This window comes from Sorangium sp. So ce448 (assembly GCF_051520915.1).
Classification (GTDB): Bacteria; Myxococcota_A; Polyangia; order Polyangiales; family Polyangiaceae; genus Sorangium; species Sorangium cellulosum_B.
Map to the genome: position 1 here is coordinate 8,678,416 of NZ_CP150343.1, position 14,493 is coordinate 8,692,908.

The window sequence follows — 14,493 nt, forward strand, 5'->3', positions numbered from 1 at the left end:
GCATTGGCCCGCATGCGCCGTGGTAGGGTGGGTCCCGTGACGGAAGCTGACCGCCGCTCAGCCCAGCGTGCCGCGATCGAGCTGAGCGTAGAGTACAAACGGCTCAACACGTTCTTCGCCGACTACACACGAAACATCTCGAAAGGCGGGACGTTCATCCGGACGGATCGCCCGCTCGCGATCGGCACCGAGTTCGTGTTCGCCCTCTCGATCCGGAACCTGGCCGAGCCGCTCCGCCTTCGCGGGCGGGTGAAGTGGATCGTCACGACCGCCGAGGCGACGGAGTCGGCTCCGGCGGGGATGGGGATCGAGTTCCAGTACGCGAGCGAGGCGGAGCGCGCCGCCACCGAGGCGGTGGTCGAGCAGCTGATGATGAGCGAGCTCGGCGAGACGCTCGCCTCCAAGCTGCTCGGCCGCAAGCTCGGCGACGGCCCGCGGTAGCGCCTCCGAGGGGTGCGCTCACGCTCCCCCCGTGTACACTGGCTCGCAATGTCGCTGCCGCCCCTGTTCCCTCGGCGCCGTCTCGCTCGGGGTCTCGCCGCGCTTGCCCTCGCGCTCTCTCCCGTCGCCTGCGGGGCCTCTGGCTCGCCGGGGGCGAAGGGGCCGCCAGGCGCCGAGGGCCGCGTCGCCGCCGTCGAGGTCCGCGACGCCGATTTCTCCGCCAGCCTGTTCTCCATCGTGCGCGACGGCAAGCAGAGCCCGCAGCGCACGGGCCTGCTCATCGGCGTGGTCCGCAGGCAGCTCGCGCACGCCGCCGGGCGCTTCAACGCAGGGCAGCCCGACCGGGCCGTCGAGAGCGTCCTGGGCGCGCTGGCCCTCGTCCGTCCCGGCGAGGGGCGCGCCGAGATGATCGACGCCGTGGGCGAGCGCGCCATCGCCGGCGCGATCGAGCGGCTCAGCCCGCGCGGCGACGAGGGCCGGGTGCGGGCCCTCATGGAGCTCCGCTCCGCCGCGCTGCCGAGCGGGAGCCGGGCCCGCGCCGAGAGCGACGAGCACCTCGCCGCGCTCGAGCAATGGATGAAGGAGACGCGCACCGGAGGGCCGCTCGAGCAGCTCGGCGCGGACCAGCGCGCGGCCGTCTCGCGCGCCCTCGTCGACGGCCGCGCGGAGTCGATCCAGCGCGCGGCCGCCGCCACCGTGGCGTGGATCGATCGGGCGATCGAGTTCAACATCGAGTACCGGCAGGGCGGCGCGAGGCCGGAGCGCGAAGAGGCCGTCGAGGCGGCGCGCGCGCTCGAGTCGGGCGGCGCGAGCCTGGCGGCGCTGTTCCTCCGCTTCGGGGACGCGAAGGGCGCGATCGATCAGATCGACCGCACGAGCGTGCGCCGGGTGATCCCGCCCGGCCTGTACCAGCGGCTCAAGGCCGCCGCCTCCGACGACGACGCGGTCTCGTGGCAGGCGCTCGCCGCCGCCTTCGCGCAGCACGAGGCGCAGGAGCGCGACGCCGAGACCGGGATGCGGCAGGATCTGCTCGACGGGGCGATCTGGGGCGCCGCCCTCGAGGCCTACCGGCGCGACCCGCTGAACTACGACAGCGCAACGCTCCTCTCCCAGGTGATGATCCGCCTCGGCATGTCCGAGGCGACGCCGCTCGTGATCGCCGGCGCGCTCGGCGACCGGCCGAGCCCGGGCGCGCTCGGGGCCGCGCTCGGGCTCGTGCTGAGCGCGCTCTCGGAGGAGGCGTCAAACGACGATTTCGACGCGGCCCGGCGCACCTACAACGCGGCGGGGCCGCTGCTCGTGCTCGCCGATCGGGCGGCGCGCGGCGGCGGCGCGCTCGATCCGTCGGGCGCCCGCGTCCGTTCTCTCATGGCGTCGCTCGAGCTGCGCGCCGGCAACCTCGTGGCCGCGCTGCCGCTGCTCCGCGCAGCGACGGCGGCCGAGCCGACGGTCAACGGGCTCACCGTGCTCGCGATGGCCGAGCGGCAGGCCGGCGAGCACCAGGCGGCGCTCGAGGACGTGCGGCGGGCGCTGGGAGCTCCGGACGCGCGCAGCGCGCCGCTCGAGATCATCCAGGCGCACCTGCTCGCCTTCGAGCTCCACCGCGACGCTGGCACGCAGGACCGGGCGAAGGAGTCGCTCGACGCCGCGCTCGCCGCCGCGCTCGACACCCGGCAGCGCGCCCGGGATCCCGGCGCCAAGGCGCGGACGGAGCGGCTGCTCGGGCGCATCCTCGACGGCTATGGCGACGAGAAGGGCGCGACCCGGGCGTACGATCGGGCGTTCGCCCTGGTGGCGGCCGAGCCGCCGCAGCTCGGCGCCACGATGCTCGACGCCGTGGGGCGCGCGCTCGTGGAGCGCGATCTCCCCGCCGCGCGGCGGGCGCTGAAGCGCGGCCTCGAGGCGAACGTGGACGAGGACGATCTCATCTACGGCGGGCTCTGGGTCCTGCTGCTGGAGCGCGCCCTCGACGTCGCGACCGACGGCACCGCGGGCCGCGCGCTGGACAGCGCGACGAGCCGCGCGTCCTGGACGGGAAAGCTCGCGGCCTGGGCGAACGGTGGGCTCAGCGACGCGGATCTCGGCAGGCTCGCCCGGAGCGCGGCGCAGCGCGTGGAGGCGCAATTTTACACGGCGATGGCCAGGAAGGCGGCGGGTGATGCCGGCGCGGACGAGCGGCTCCGCGCGGTGTCGAAGAGCCCCGTGATCGACCTGCTCGAGGTGCACCTCGCGCGCGAGATGCTGGCGCCCGCGCTGCACCTCGATCTGCCCCGCAACGCGGGCCTTCCGTAGAACGGGCCAGCGATCGCGCGCGGGTATGGATGACCGGCGCCCGAGGTGCGATATGGTCTCCGCTGGTCAGGTGGCGAGTTGGTCGGATGACCAGCGCATAGCGCGGAGCGCTCATGGCGCGCGACGCCGCGCGATAAGAGCGCGCGGAAGGAACAAAGGGCTTCCACGCGTGCGCCTTGTCGTTCGATCATCGATGAATGTCCGATGACCGGATCGATCCGCTCGAGAAGCTCGCCGCCGCTCACCGGAGCCTGGAAGAGAACCTGAACGATCTCGCGCGCGCCGCGCGCGCGCTCAGCGATCCGCGCGGGCGCGCCGCCGCGCTCGAGGGTCTCTCCAGCGTGGTGGCCTACTTCGAGCGGTCGATGAGCCGGCATCGCGAGGACGAGGAGCGCTCGCTGTACCCGCGGCTCGCGGTGCTCGAGGCGATCGCGCCCACCCTCGAGCGCCTCCGGCAGGAGAACAAAACGCAACAGCGCGCGATCGACGCGCTGCGCGCCGCGATCGAAAGGGACGGCGGCCCCGAGGCCGTGGAGACGATCCCCCAGCTCATCGAGGACCTGCGCGCTGCGCACCAGCGCCATGTGGAGAGCGAGGAGCAGGAGGTATTTCCGGCCGCTCGCCGGTTCCTGCAGGCCTCGGCCAAGCAAGGGATCTGGAACGAGATGGAGACGCGCCGAGGGCGCGGCGGGCAAGGCAACCCGGCCAAGGGCATCAGCGGGCGCCCATACCGCCCCGGCGGGATCCGCAGGGGCCCGTAGGACCGCCCCGGAGGACACGCCTCGGCCGCGACCGCTCGGCGTTGTCGATGGGAGACCGTTCCTAGAATTGCTCCTCGCGCGCGCGCTCGAGCGCGGCGCGCAGGTAGTTCTGCGCTCGAAGCGTGTGCGCCCCGTCGGGGTGCTGGTCCAGGTGGCTGCGGAACGCCTCCGCCGATTGCATGAAGCTCCCCAGCCGATAGAGGCTGACGCCGCGGGCGAGCTGCCTGGGATAGGAGGGGTCGAGCGCGGCGAGCTCGTCGATCTTCTTCAGGCGATACTGCTCCTCGGCGCGCCGCGCCTCCGCGGCGCGGAGCGCCGCCGCGGGCGGCCCCGACCCGCCCACCTGCGCAAGGCGCGCCGCCGTCTCCTCGTCGGGAGGAGCCGGAAGGGTCTGCGCGCTCCTCGCGGCGGCGAGCGGATACGCGAGCAAGAACTTGAACAGCGCGCGCTCCTCGTCGAGCGTCGGGGCGAACGGATCTCGCTGGACGCCGACGATGGCGTTCCAGCGCTTCTTGAAGAGCACACCGAGCACGACGCCATCCATGGCGACGCGGCGGGCCCCCTCCCCGCCGCTTCGCTGCGCCGCGCCCCCCTGCCCCAGCCAGGCATTCCGGCGGAGCAGCCCGAGGAAGTCGCCGCCGACCTCGCGGAGCTCGTCGGACTCCTCGCCGGTCGCCTCGAAGCGGCGCACCTCGCGGACGAACGCCCTCAGCTGGTAGGCGCGCAACCGGAGCACCGCCTCGTCCCCCTGGGCGAGCGCGCGGCCCACGGCGTCGCTCACCCGCGCGCGCGCGGCGAGGAGCTCGGCCTCGGTGTGATCCGCGTCGGCGTCCACGAGCCCGAACGCGCGGATGGCGGAGCCGAGCTCGCGCACCTCGGCGTCGAGCCCGAGCTCCTCGGCCTCGCGGGCGCGGGTGGTGTCCGCGTCTCGCACGCGCGCGAGGGCTCGTGCGTCGGCGAGCGGCAGCGGCAGCTCGGCTGGCTCGACCGACCGCGGCACGGCGAGGATCGCCGCGGAGCCCGCGATGAACACGGCCACGAGCCCCGGCTCCCAGCCCTCGAGGTGCCGCTTCCAGCCGCGGCGCGCCCCCGCGTCGGCCCTCGTGGACGACGCGACCGCGACCGCGGGGGTGCTGCTGCCGCTGCTGTTCGATCGGGTCGAGCGACTCGGGCGACTCGAAGAAGAACTCGAGCGCGGCTCCCGGCGCTTGACAGCGACGCTCTCGGCTCGCGACATTGATCGTCTCCTCTACGCTCCAGAATACCCCACGCGGCGCGCCTCAGCGCCGCGCAGCTAGCCAGCGAGGAACGTGCGAGATCACCGGAAGCACCCGCGCAAGCAAATCGAGCTCTCGATCGCGTTCCGGATCGGTGACGGCCCACGCGTCGACGCGATATGCCGCGACCTCAGCCTCGGCGGGATGTTCATCGAGACGAGCTCGTCGGCTCCCTTCGGCGCGACCGTCGAGGTGCTGCTGTCCCTGCAAGGACTGAAGCAGGTCGCCGTGATCCCGTCGGTGGTGCGATGGACCACCCCTGAGGGGATGGGGGTGCAGTTCGGCATGATGGGCGCGCGGGAGACCTACGCGCTAACCCAGCTCCTCGGCTCCCTCTAGAGCGGCGATCACCCGCACAGGAAAGAGCGGCGGTCACCCGCACAGGAGACGGGTCCAGATCGGCGTTTTCGGCGCGCAGGCGCACTCCGGTGCGCTGAGCACCGAAAACGCCGAGATGGGCCCGTCTCCGAAGCGGGTGACCGCCGCTCGGGCTCAGTCGTCGATGGTCAGGGGGATGTCGAGCTGCATCGATCCTCCCGCGAAGCGCCCTCGGTAGAGGCCCTCGGCGCAAGCCTGCAGCGCGGGCCGGAGCGGCGGGTTGAAGCGCAGGGCGGCGACGCTGCCGTCGGGGCGCACGGAGACGTGCAGCGTCGAGACGATCGATCGGCGGACCGAGGACCTGCCGCCCGCGCTCTCCCGCGCGAAACAGCTCGACAGCAGCGACTGCACGGAGGCCGGCGTCAGCGCCGGCGGGCCAGACGCCTCCTGCGCCTCCGGGGCCGGCGGCGCGGCGGCGGGCGAGGGCTCGGTCGTCAGCGGCGAGAGCAGCGCAGTGGGCTCGGCGACCGCAGAGGCGGCGGGCTCCTCCGCGCGAGCCACGACCGCCGGGGCCGGAGCGGATCCGCCCGGCGGACGCGCGCCGGCAGCCGGCGGGGGCGGAGCGGGTGCAGGCGCCGGCTCCGGCGACGCGACCGCGGCGGCGCCCTCCTGCGGCGCGGGGCGATCGAGGAGGCGCGCCTCGCGGCCGCCGTCGAGCGAGAAGGTGCCGCGCGACGGGCCGACGAGGAGGTGGGCGGTGGTCGCGCCGCGGTACGCCGCAGGGCCGACCGCGACGGTGCCGTGCTCCACGTCGACCTCCACGCGGCCCTCCAGCCGGGTCACGGTGAACAGCGTGCCGTGCACCGCGACGCGGGTGCCGTCCACCTCGACGGCGAACGCCTCGACGAGCCCCTCCTCGGGCGCTCGCGTGACGACGTCGGCGCGCACCGAGCCCCGCTCGAGCGAGATCACGTGGCCGACCCCTGCCGCGCCCACGGCGCGCACGACGGCGCGGCTGTCCGGCAGGAGCGTCCAGCGCACCGAGCCGACATCGACGAAAGAGACCGCGTGGTCCGCGGCCTCGACCGAGTCGCCGGGCCGGAGGGCGCGGAAGTCCAGCTCGCCGGACGCCCGGTCGCCGCCGGCTGCCGCGGGGACCTCGGCGAGATCGCGGGCGCGCGGCGGCGTCGACGTCGCCGTGACGGGCGGGGCGGAGCGCCCGGCCGCGAGGACCGCGAACGCGATGGCCGCCGCCGCCGCCGCGAACCCGAGCGCGCGCCCGAGCGGCGAGCGCTGCGGCGGCGCGGCGCGGTGGACCGGAGCGGCCCGCTCGATCCGCGCGAACAGCTCGCGCTCGATGGTCTCCCAGCGCGGCTCGGGCGGCTGCTCGGCGCGGAGCACCCGCTCCATGTGCTCGCGTGCCCGGTCGTAATGCTTTGCGCCGCTCATGCGTCCTCCGCGTCGACAGCCGATGGATCCGCCGCGGGGTATCCCACGGCGGCGCCCCCCACGGAAACGCGCGTGCGCGCCGCTGCCGGCCCTGCGCCGTCCGCCTTGTCCGCGCCGCCCTCGGCCAGCTCGGCGGCGAGCTGGGCGAGCGCGGGCTCGGCGCGCATCATCGCCTCGATCTCGCGGCGCGCATAGAACAGGCGCGTCCGCACCGTCAGGACCGGCGCGCCGACGATCTCCGCGATCTCGGTCGGCGGGATCCCCTCGAGCTCGTGCAGGACGTAGACGACCCGCTTCTTCTCGGGGAGGCGCTCCAGCACCCGCCGAAACGCGTCGATCCTGCGAGCGCGAGCCGCGTCCTCGTCCGGGAGCATGCCGCGGTCCACCTCCATATCGGCGCCGAGCTCGCCCACGAACACCGGCCGGCAGCGCGCAGCGCGCCGCGCCATCAGCACGGCATTGACCGTCACCCGGTGGAGCCACGTCGTGAACTTCGATTGCCCGCGGAAGTCGCCCAGGCTCCGGTGCACCTGGATGAACACCTCCTGGATGACGTCCTCGACGTCGGCGGTCGGCCCGAGCATCCTGAAGACGAGGCGCGCGACGTCGCGGCGGTAGCGGCGGAAGATCTCCGCGAACGCCGTCGGGTCACCGCTCTGGAAGCGGCGGATCCACTCGCCCACGTCGTCGGGCTCGGTCACCTGCGGAAGCCTACCCGCCCCCTCGGCGCTCATGGAGCTCGACGGAGAGACGAGGAGCGCCGGACGACGAGAGCGGTCGCCACCCGCGAACGCGCCATCGAGCGGCGCGTGGGCGTCTCTTGCAACGCACTCGGGCAGATCGTCGCCACGGCCGTCCGGCGCAGCCGCGTCAGCAGGGAAGAACGACCGCGAGAGGTGCGCCCACAGCGACCCCGTCTCGACCGCCACGGTATGCACGGAGAGCTCTGGTGCGCCGAGCCGCCGGATCATTCATGGCGCCGCACGGCTGCTCTCCCGGAGCGGCGGTTACGCCGAACGCAGAAAAGTTGTTCCTTGAGCCACATTGGCGCGACCTTCCGGCGCATGATCTTCATCGCCGTATCGCTGACCGTGGCCCTCGTCGCCGCCGACCTGCTCGATCTGGGCTCCCGCCGCCGCGATCGCGTCTAGCGAGCGCCTTCAGCCCCTGACAAAAAGGGGCCCGGCTGGAGCCCGCGCCGGCCTCTAGGCCGACGCGCGCTCCAGCCGGGCGAGTCGAGAAGATCGCGGTGCCGTCCGGGTGGTCCCCGTCGGCTTCAGCCCGCGGCCTCGGCCCCCGCCGCGCCGCCCTTCTTGGGCAGCTCGAAGAGCGCCGACAGCTCGACCTTCTCCTGCTTCTTCTGCTCGAGGAGCCGGTTGACCGCGCGAAGCACGCGCGTCTTCGCGGGGCCGCTGATCGGCTTGCCCTGAAGCGCGGCGCTCAGCGTGCGGTCGGTCACGGGACGACCGCTGCGCGGCTTCTTGGTGCTGGCCGCCTCCTTCTTCTTGGCGGCGTCCTCGCTGCCACGCGCCAGCCGCTTGGTCAGGCGAATCGCCCGATCCTCCGGCTGCAGCCGTTCGATCTTCACCGACGCCGCGATGATGCGGCGGGGGTCGATCTTCTTTTCCTTCAAGAAATCTTCGATCTTGGTAGCCATCGTCGTCACTTGCCCCGAAAGGGCGGCGACCCTATCACGCGCGGCGCCGCCGTGCATCTGCGACGTTTACCCCCTGCGCCGCGCTGGGGTAGCTTGTCGGGGTGACCTCCCTGCCTGAGCTCGACGAAGCCGCGCGCGTCATTCACGAACGAATTCCAGCGCCTCCGCGCGTCGGTGTGGTGCTCGGATCAGGGCTCGGCGGCTGGGGCGACGAGCTCGCCGAGCTCGTGAAGGTGCCCTACGCGGACATCCCCGGCATGCCCCGGCCAGCCGTCGCCGGGCACCCCGGCTTCCTCTGCGCCGGCCGCGTCGGGGACGTGCAGGTCGCCTGCCTGCAGGGGCGCGCGCACCTCTACGAGGGGCACCCGCTGGCGAAGGTGGTGTTCGGCGTGCGGGTGCTCGCCCGGCTCGGCTGTCGCGCGGTGCTCCTGACCAACGCGGCCGGAGGCATCAACCCAGGGTTCGCCGCCGGCGACCTCATGCTGCTCACCGATCACCTGAACCTGATGGGGGCGAACCCGCTGGTCGGGCCGAACGACGAGGCGCTCGGCAAGCGCTTCCCCGACATGACCTACGCGCACGATCCCAGGCTGATCGAGCTCGCGAAGACAGCGGCGAGCGACGCGGGCGTCGCCCTGCGCGAGGGGGTCTACGCCGCGCTGCTCGGGCCGACGTACGAGACGCCCGCCGAGATCCGGATGCTGCGCACGCTCGGGGCCGATGCGGTCGGGATGAGCACGGTCCCGGAGATCATCGCGCTCCGGCACATGGGCGTGCCGGCCGCGGCCATCTCGTGCGTCACGAACCTCGCCGCGGGGCTGACCAAGCGCGAGCTCGACCACAAGGAGGTCGAGGAGACCGCGCGGGAGGCGCGCGCCCGGTTCACGGCGCTGCTCTCGGCGTGGGTCCGCCGCGTCGGCGCCGACGTCGCGGCCGGGAGCTCGGCGTCGTGAGCCCCCCTCCGCGCGACGCCGGCGACGCGCTCGCCTCGACTGAAGCGGCGCAGGCGATCGACTGGGACGCGCTCGACCAGGCCGCCCTCGCCGTCCGGACGCGGGCGCACGCGCCGTACTCCAGCTACCGGGTGGGCGCGGCGATCCTCGTGCGATCCGGCCGCGTGTTCACCGGCTGCAACGTCGAGAACGCCTCGTACGGGCTCACCATCTGCGCAGAGCGCTCCGCCATCGTGCAGATGGTCGCGGCCGGCGAGCGCGATCCGATCGCGCTCACCGTCGCCACCAGCGGGCCCGTGCTCGGCAGCCCGTGCGGGATGTGCAGGCAAACCCTCGCCGAGTTCGCCGTCGATTTCCCGATCCGCCTCATCGCCGCCGAGGCCGACGGCGTGGCGCCGCGGACCACCTCGCTGGCGGCGCTGCTCCCCGAGGCGTTCGGGGCGGCCGCGCTCTCGCGCTGATCGCCCCGAGCGCCCTCCAGGGAGCGCCGAGGGCTCACTCGATAGAGAGCGCCTCGGCTTGATCGATCTGCGACAGCGCCGCGGCGAGCGCCTCCCGCGCGCGCTCGAGCGAGACGCGATCCTCACCCCACTTCGAGCGTGCCTTCTGCAGGCGAGTGCGCTCGACGGCCAGGTGCTCGGTGAGCTGCTCGCCGTGCGCCCGCAGGGTGTCGCGCTCCTCGGTCCGCTGCGAGAGCTGAGCGCCGAGCTCGCTCCCGCGCCGCTCGGCCTCGGCGAGCTGGCCCTGGAGCGCCTCGATGGAGCGCGCCCGCTCGGCGAGCTCACCCAGCAGGCGCTCGCGCTCTCCGGCGGCCGCGGAGAGCTCGCCCGCGCGCTGCTCCAGCTGCCGATCGAGCTCCTGCTTCCGGGCCTCGAGGTCCGCGATCTGGTTGCGCGCTTGCCCGAGCTCCGTGGAGAGCCCGCGGGCGACCTCGTCCAGCTCACGCCGCTGCGCCGCCCAGGCGGCCTCCCGCTCGGCGGTCTCGGTCTGGTGCGCCGCGCGCGTGTCGGCGAGCGCCTGCGCGTGCGCGGCCTCGATCTGGGCCTGCTGCTCGGCGGCGCGCGCCTCGATCTCGGCCACCCGCTTCGCGTGGGCCTGCTCGGCCTCGCGGACGGCCTGCTCGCGCTCCTCGATGAGCTCGCGCTCCCGCGCCGCGAGCTGCGTTGCGAAGCTCTCCCGCGCGGCCGCGAGCGCCCTCGCGTGCTCCTCCGTCTGCTGCGCGATCGCCCGCGCATGCTCCTCGGCCTGCCCCTCGAGGGCGCGCGCGTGCTCGGTCTGGAGGTGTTGCAGCGCGCCCGCGTGCTCGCGATCCCGCCGTCCGATCTCGTCCGCGTGCTCGCTCCGGAGCCCCTCGACGGCGCTCGCGTGCTCGCCCCGCAGCGACTCCAGCGCGGACGCGTGCTCGCCCCGCAGCGACTCCAGCGCGGACGCGTGCTCGCCCCGCAGCGACTCCAGCGCGGACGCGTGCGCGGCCTGCTGCTTCTCGATCGCGGCGGCGTGCTCGTCGCGCGCCCCCTGGAGCGCGGCGGCGTGCTCCGCCTGGGCGCGCTCCAGGGCGGCGGCGTGCTCGCTCCGCGCCGTATCCAGCGCAGCGGCGTGCTCCCGGTCGCGCCGCTCCGTCGCGGCTTCGTGCTCGCGCCGCAGCGCCTCGACGGCGGCCTCGTGCTCGCGCCTCGACGCGTCGAGCGCCCCGGCGTGCTCTGCCCGCAGCCCCTCCATGGCGGCGGCGTGCTCGGATTTCGCCCCCTCCGCCGCCGCCGCATGCTCGGCCCGGAGGCGGTCAAGCGCCATGGCGTGCTCGCCGGTCAGCTTCTCGACGGCGCCGGCGTGCTCGCCGGTCAGCTTCTCGATGGCGCCAGCGTGCTCGCCGGTCAGCTTCTCGATGGCGGCGCGGTGCTCGGCGGCCTGCTGCTCGCGCCGGGCGGCGTGCTCGGCGTTGAGCCGCTCCACCTCCGCCCGGTGCTCCGCGGCCGCCTGCTCGAAGCGCTCGCGCTCCGCCTGCGCGCTCTCCTCGAGCTCGCGCTGCGCCGAGGCCTCGAGGGCGGCGATCGCTTGCGTCTTCTCGTCCGCCGCCGCGCGCAGCGCCTCCGTGTGCGCCGCCTCCGCGTCCATCAGCGCCTGCCGGGCCGACGAGAGATCGGCGTCGCGGGCCGCGATCTGCCCCTGCAGCTTCTCCGCGCGCGCCTTGAAGTCGTCCGCGCGCTTCGCGGCGAGCTCCTTGTCCGCGCGGAGCGACGCGACCTGTCCGTCGAGGTCCTCGCTCGCGCGCTCGAGCTCCAGGATCCTGTCGACCTGATCGGCCTTCTCCCGCTCGAGCGACAGCGACTGATCCCGGAGCTCCAGCAGCTCCTTGTCCTTGCGCGACATCTGGTCGCGGAGCGCGAGGATCTCCTTGTCCTTCTTGTTCAGCGCCTCGCGCAGATCCAGGAACTCGCGGCTCGACACGCCGCCGGGCCTGGAGCCGGCGCCGGCGCCGGCGCCGGACGCGAGCTTCACCTTGAGCTCGTCGAGCTCGCGCCGCAGGCGGGCCGCCTCCTGGCTGCCGTCGTTCGTCGAGGAGAGCTCGCCCTCGAGGCGGAGCGAGGTCGCGCGCGCAGCCGCGACTTCCTTGGTGAGGCGGACGATCTCTCCCTTGGACCTGTCCAGCTCGCCACGCAGACGCTCGATCTCGGCCGTATCGGCGTCGGAGCGAGGCGGCGCGGGCGGCGCGGGGGTCAGCCGCCCGCGCTCGGAGATCGGAGCCCGGTACGCCGCCCCGCGCTCGGAGATCGGAGCCCGGTACGCCGCCCCGCGCTCGGAGACCGGCGCCCGGTACGCGGCCACCGGCGACGAGCTCACGGGCGGCGGCGCCGAGGCCGGCACCGGCGTCTTCGTGGGCGCCAGCGTCCGGGACGACGGCGCGACCGAGGGCCTGACGTCGGTGCGCTCCTCCTCCTCATCGCGGATCAGCCGGGTGAACGCGCCGCCGATGAACTCCTCGATGTCCTCGTCCGACTTGCGGGCGTCCGACCGCGCGGCGGCGCCCTGCGGGGGCCTCGGCGGAGCTGACGCCCGGGCGCGATCGTGCGCAGCGGCGACAGGGGGCGCCGGCGGCACGGCAGACGGTGTGGCGGCAGGCGGCGGCGCCGCGGACGTCGGCCTCGGCGCGGGGGGCGGCGGCACCGCGGACGGCGGCCTCGGCGCGGGGGGCGGCGGCACCGCGGACAGCGTGGCGGCGGCAGGCGGCGGCGGCGCCGCGGACGGCGGCCTCGGCACTGGCGGCGGGACCGACGGCGCAACGGCGGGCGGAGGCGCGACGCTCCCGGGCGTGCCGTCCGAGCCCACGGCGGCCGTGATGATCGTGGGATCGCCGGAGTCCTCGTCGATCTCGGCCTCGAGCACCTCGGCCTCGTCGATCATGATCGGATCGGCCTCCGCGTCATCCCCGTCGATCGGGACGTAGGTGCGGATGTGCTCGAGGAGCTCGCCGAACGCGATCGGCTTGTGGATGTAGTCTTCCGCGCGCGTCCTGAGCTTGCGGTGCTGCTCGAACGTCTCTTCGCTCGACTCGCTCGACATGATGACGAGCGGGACGTCCTTGAGCTGCACGTCCTTCTTGAGCTTGTTGCAGACCGAGAAGCCGTTCATGCGCGGCAGCTCGATCGACAGCAGGATGAGGTCGGGGCGCTCGGCCGCGGCCGCCTGCAGGCCGACGTTGCCGTCGTCGACCACCTGAACGGTGCAGCCGAGGCGGCCCAATTCCGTGCGGAGCTCCCCGGCAAACGCCGGATCGCTCTCAAATACGAGGACTTTCGTCATGTTCCGGGGTGTGCGCGGGTTCGGAGGGGAAACCAAGATATCGGCCCCCTTCAACGAGTGTCAAACACGAGGCTGGCGGCCCAGCTCAGATCGCGCGGCCGCCGTCCGCCTGCCAATCCCGCCGACGGGGCGCCGAGCGGAAATCACCCGGCCAGGGGGCGATACCGCACAATCCTACATAGCTCTTGCCGAGGAGCAGGGAGACAGCGGAAGACCCGCGCGCTCGCCGATCAGGGCGCGACGAAGTGGCCGGGCGCCTCGTCTCCGAAGCACAGCCCCATCTCACGGGCCGTGACGACCGTGTCCGAGTCGAGCGGCACCGTCTTCGTCTTGCCGGCGACCTCCTCGAGGGGGACGAGCTCGATCCGGTTCGAGCGCAGCGCCACCATCCCGCTGCCGCAGTCCTCGACGAGGCAGCGCGCCGCGGCCGCGCCGAAGCGGAGGGCGAGCAAGCGATCCGCCGTCGTGGGTCCGCCGCCCCGCTGGAGGTGGCCGAGCACCATCGAGCGCGCTTCCTTGCCGGTGCGGGCCGCGAGCTCCTTGGCCACGCGCTCGGCCACGCCCCCGAGCACGGCGGTCCGGCGGAACGCGTCGCCCGCGTCCTTGATGATCAGCTCACCGCCTTGCGCGTACGCCCCCTCGGCCGCCACGACGATGGAGAAGCGGCGCCCGCGCGACTCCCGCAGGCGGATCTTCTCGGCGATCGCCTCGAACCGGAACGGGATCTCCGGCATCAGGATGGCGTCGGCTCCGCCGGCGATCCCGGCGTTGAGCGCGATCCAGCCCGCGTGCCGCCCCATCACCTCCACGACCATGATCCGCTCGTGCGCCTCGGTCGTGGTGTGGAGCCGGTCGAGCGCCTCGGTCGCGATGGAGACCGCCGTGTCGAAGCCGAACGTGAGGTCCGTGCAGCAGACGTCGTTGTCGATCGTCTTCGGTACGCCGATGACGAGGGGCAGCCCGCGCTGGAGCAGCTCGTGCGCGATCCGCATGGAGCCGTCGCCGCCCACCGAGATGAGCGCGTCGAACCCCTCCGCGCGGAACCGCCGCACGAGATCCTCGGATCGATCCCGGGGGACGAGCCCGTGCTCGCCAGGCGTCGGGTAGTGGAACGGATCGCCCCGGTTCGCGGTGCCCAGGATGGTGCCCCCGAGGTGCGCGATGCCCCGGACCCGCTCGCGATCCAGGCGGATGAGCCCGTCCGGAGCGTCGTCGAGCAGGCCGCGGTACCCTTGCCGGATCCCCCAGACCTCCCAGCCACGCTCGAGCGCGCCGAGCGTGGCCGCGCGGATCACAGCGTTGAGCCCCGGCGCGTCGCCTCCGCCGGTACTGATAGCGATCTTTCGTGCCGCCATGAGGCTCGCAGCATCGCGAGCCGCCCCCGGCGACGCAATAGACATCTCCTCCACCTGGCCTCGAAAGGCACGGATACGCGTGGCGATTCGACGGAGCGACGGCGGCGGACAGCGGCGAACGCGGCGCGCTGGACGAGCCCGGGGAGCGAGGCGAGCGAGGAGCGCCTGCGCGAAGCGACCTTCGCACCCGGC

12 protein-coding genes are annotated in these 14,493 nt (G+C 73.9%); 6 read left to right on the forward strand and 6 right to left on the reverse strand.

Annotation, left to right across the window (positions count from 1 at the left end; translation table 11 throughout):
* Positions 1-36 precede the first annotated feature (36 nt).
* From WMF45_RS32730 to WMF45_RS32740, 3 genes are all read left to right on the forward strand, one after another.
* Positions 37-441 carry a PilZ domain-containing protein gene (locus WMF45_RS32730; protein WP_437708997.1) on the forward strand — a complete coding sequence of 135 codons (405 nt, stop codon included), beginning with the start codon at positions 37-39 and terminating at the stop codon, positions 439-441.
* Between the two features lie 48 nt (positions 442-489).
* The gene (locus tag WMF45_RS32735; RefSeq protein WP_437708999.1) at positions 490-2,733 is read left to right on the forward strand and encodes a hypothetical protein; all 2,244 of its coding nucleotides are present in this window, start codon (positions 490-492) and stop codon (positions 2,731-2,733) included.
* Between the two features lie 197 nt (positions 2,734-2,930).
* Positions 2,931-3,494, forward strand: coding sequence for a hemerythrin domain-containing protein (locus WMF45_RS32740; RefSeq protein ID WP_437709001.1), 564 nt, complete (start codon positions 2,931-2,933; stop codon positions 3,492-3,494).
* Positions 3,495-3,555: 61 nt separating this feature from the next.
* On the opposite strand, the gene WMF45_RS32745 is transcribed toward WMF45_RS32740, so the two are convergent.
* The gene (locus WMF45_RS32745; protein ID WP_437709002.1) at positions 3,556-4,731 is read right to left on the reverse strand and encodes a hypothetical protein; all 1,176 of its coding nucleotides are present in this window, start codon (positions 4,729-4,731) and stop codon (positions 3,556-3,558) included.
* A gap of 73 nt (positions 4,732-4,804) precedes the next feature.
* Between WMF45_RS32745 and WMF45_RS32750 the strand changes: the two genes are divergently transcribed.
* A complete protein-coding gene (locus WMF45_RS32750) occupies positions 4,805-5,110 on the forward strand; it encodes a PilZ domain-containing protein (RefSeq protein ID WP_437709004.1) in 306 nt (101 codons plus the stop codon).
* Positions 5,111-5,263: 153 nt separating this feature from the next.
* Here WMF45_RS32750 and WMF45_RS32755 read toward each other — a convergent pair whose 3' ends face one another.
* From WMF45_RS32755 to WMF45_RS32765, 3 genes are all read right to left on the reverse strand, one after another.
* Positions 5,264-6,538 (reverse strand): FecR domain-containing protein, encoded by a 1,275-nt coding sequence (locus WMF45_RS32755; protein ID WP_437709006.1) that lies wholly within the window; start codon positions 6,536-6,538, stop codon positions 5,264-5,266.
* Positions 6,535-7,509 carry an RNA polymerase sigma factor gene (locus WMF45_RS32760; protein WP_437709007.1) on the reverse strand — a complete coding sequence of 325 codons (975 nt, stop codon included), beginning with the start codon at positions 7,507-7,509 and terminating at the stop codon, positions 6,535-6,537. Before WMF45_RS32760 ends, WMF45_RS32755 begins: the two co-directional genes overlap by 4 nt.
* A gap of 305 nt (positions 7,510-7,814) precedes the next feature.
* A complete protein-coding gene (locus WMF45_RS32765) occupies positions 7,815-8,252 on the reverse strand; it encodes a hypothetical protein (protein WP_437709009.1) in 438 nt (145 codons plus the stop codon).
* A gap of 44 nt (positions 8,253-8,296) precedes the next feature.
* Here WMF45_RS32765 and WMF45_RS32770 point away from each other — a divergent pair, with 44 nt between their 5' ends.
* Positions 8,297-9,148, forward strand: coding sequence for a purine-nucleoside phosphorylase (locus WMF45_RS32770; protein ID WP_437709011.1), 852 nt, complete (start codon positions 8,297-8,299; stop codon positions 9,146-9,148).
* On the forward strand, positions 9,145-9,609 hold the full coding sequence (gene cdd / locus WMF45_RS32775; protein WP_437709012.1) for a cytidine deaminase: 465 nt from the start codon (positions 9,145-9,147) through the stop codon (positions 9,607-9,609). Before WMF45_RS32770 ends, cdd begins: the two co-directional genes overlap by 4 nt.
* A 34-nt stretch (positions 9,610-9,643) precedes the next feature.
* Here the strand turns inward: cdd and WMF45_RS32780 are convergent, their stop codons facing one another.
* Positions 9,644-12,946, reverse strand: a complete 3,303-nt coding sequence (locus WMF45_RS32780) for a response regulator (RefSeq protein WP_437709014.1) — start codon at positions 12,944-12,946, stop codon at positions 9,644-9,646.
* Between the two features lie 230 nt (positions 12,947-13,176).
* On the reverse strand, positions 13,177-14,301 hold the full coding sequence (locus WMF45_RS32785; protein WP_437709016.1) for a 6-phosphofructokinase: 1,125 nt from the start codon (positions 14,299-14,301) through the stop codon (positions 13,177-13,179).
* Between the last annotated feature and the right edge of the window lie 192 nt (positions 14,302-14,493).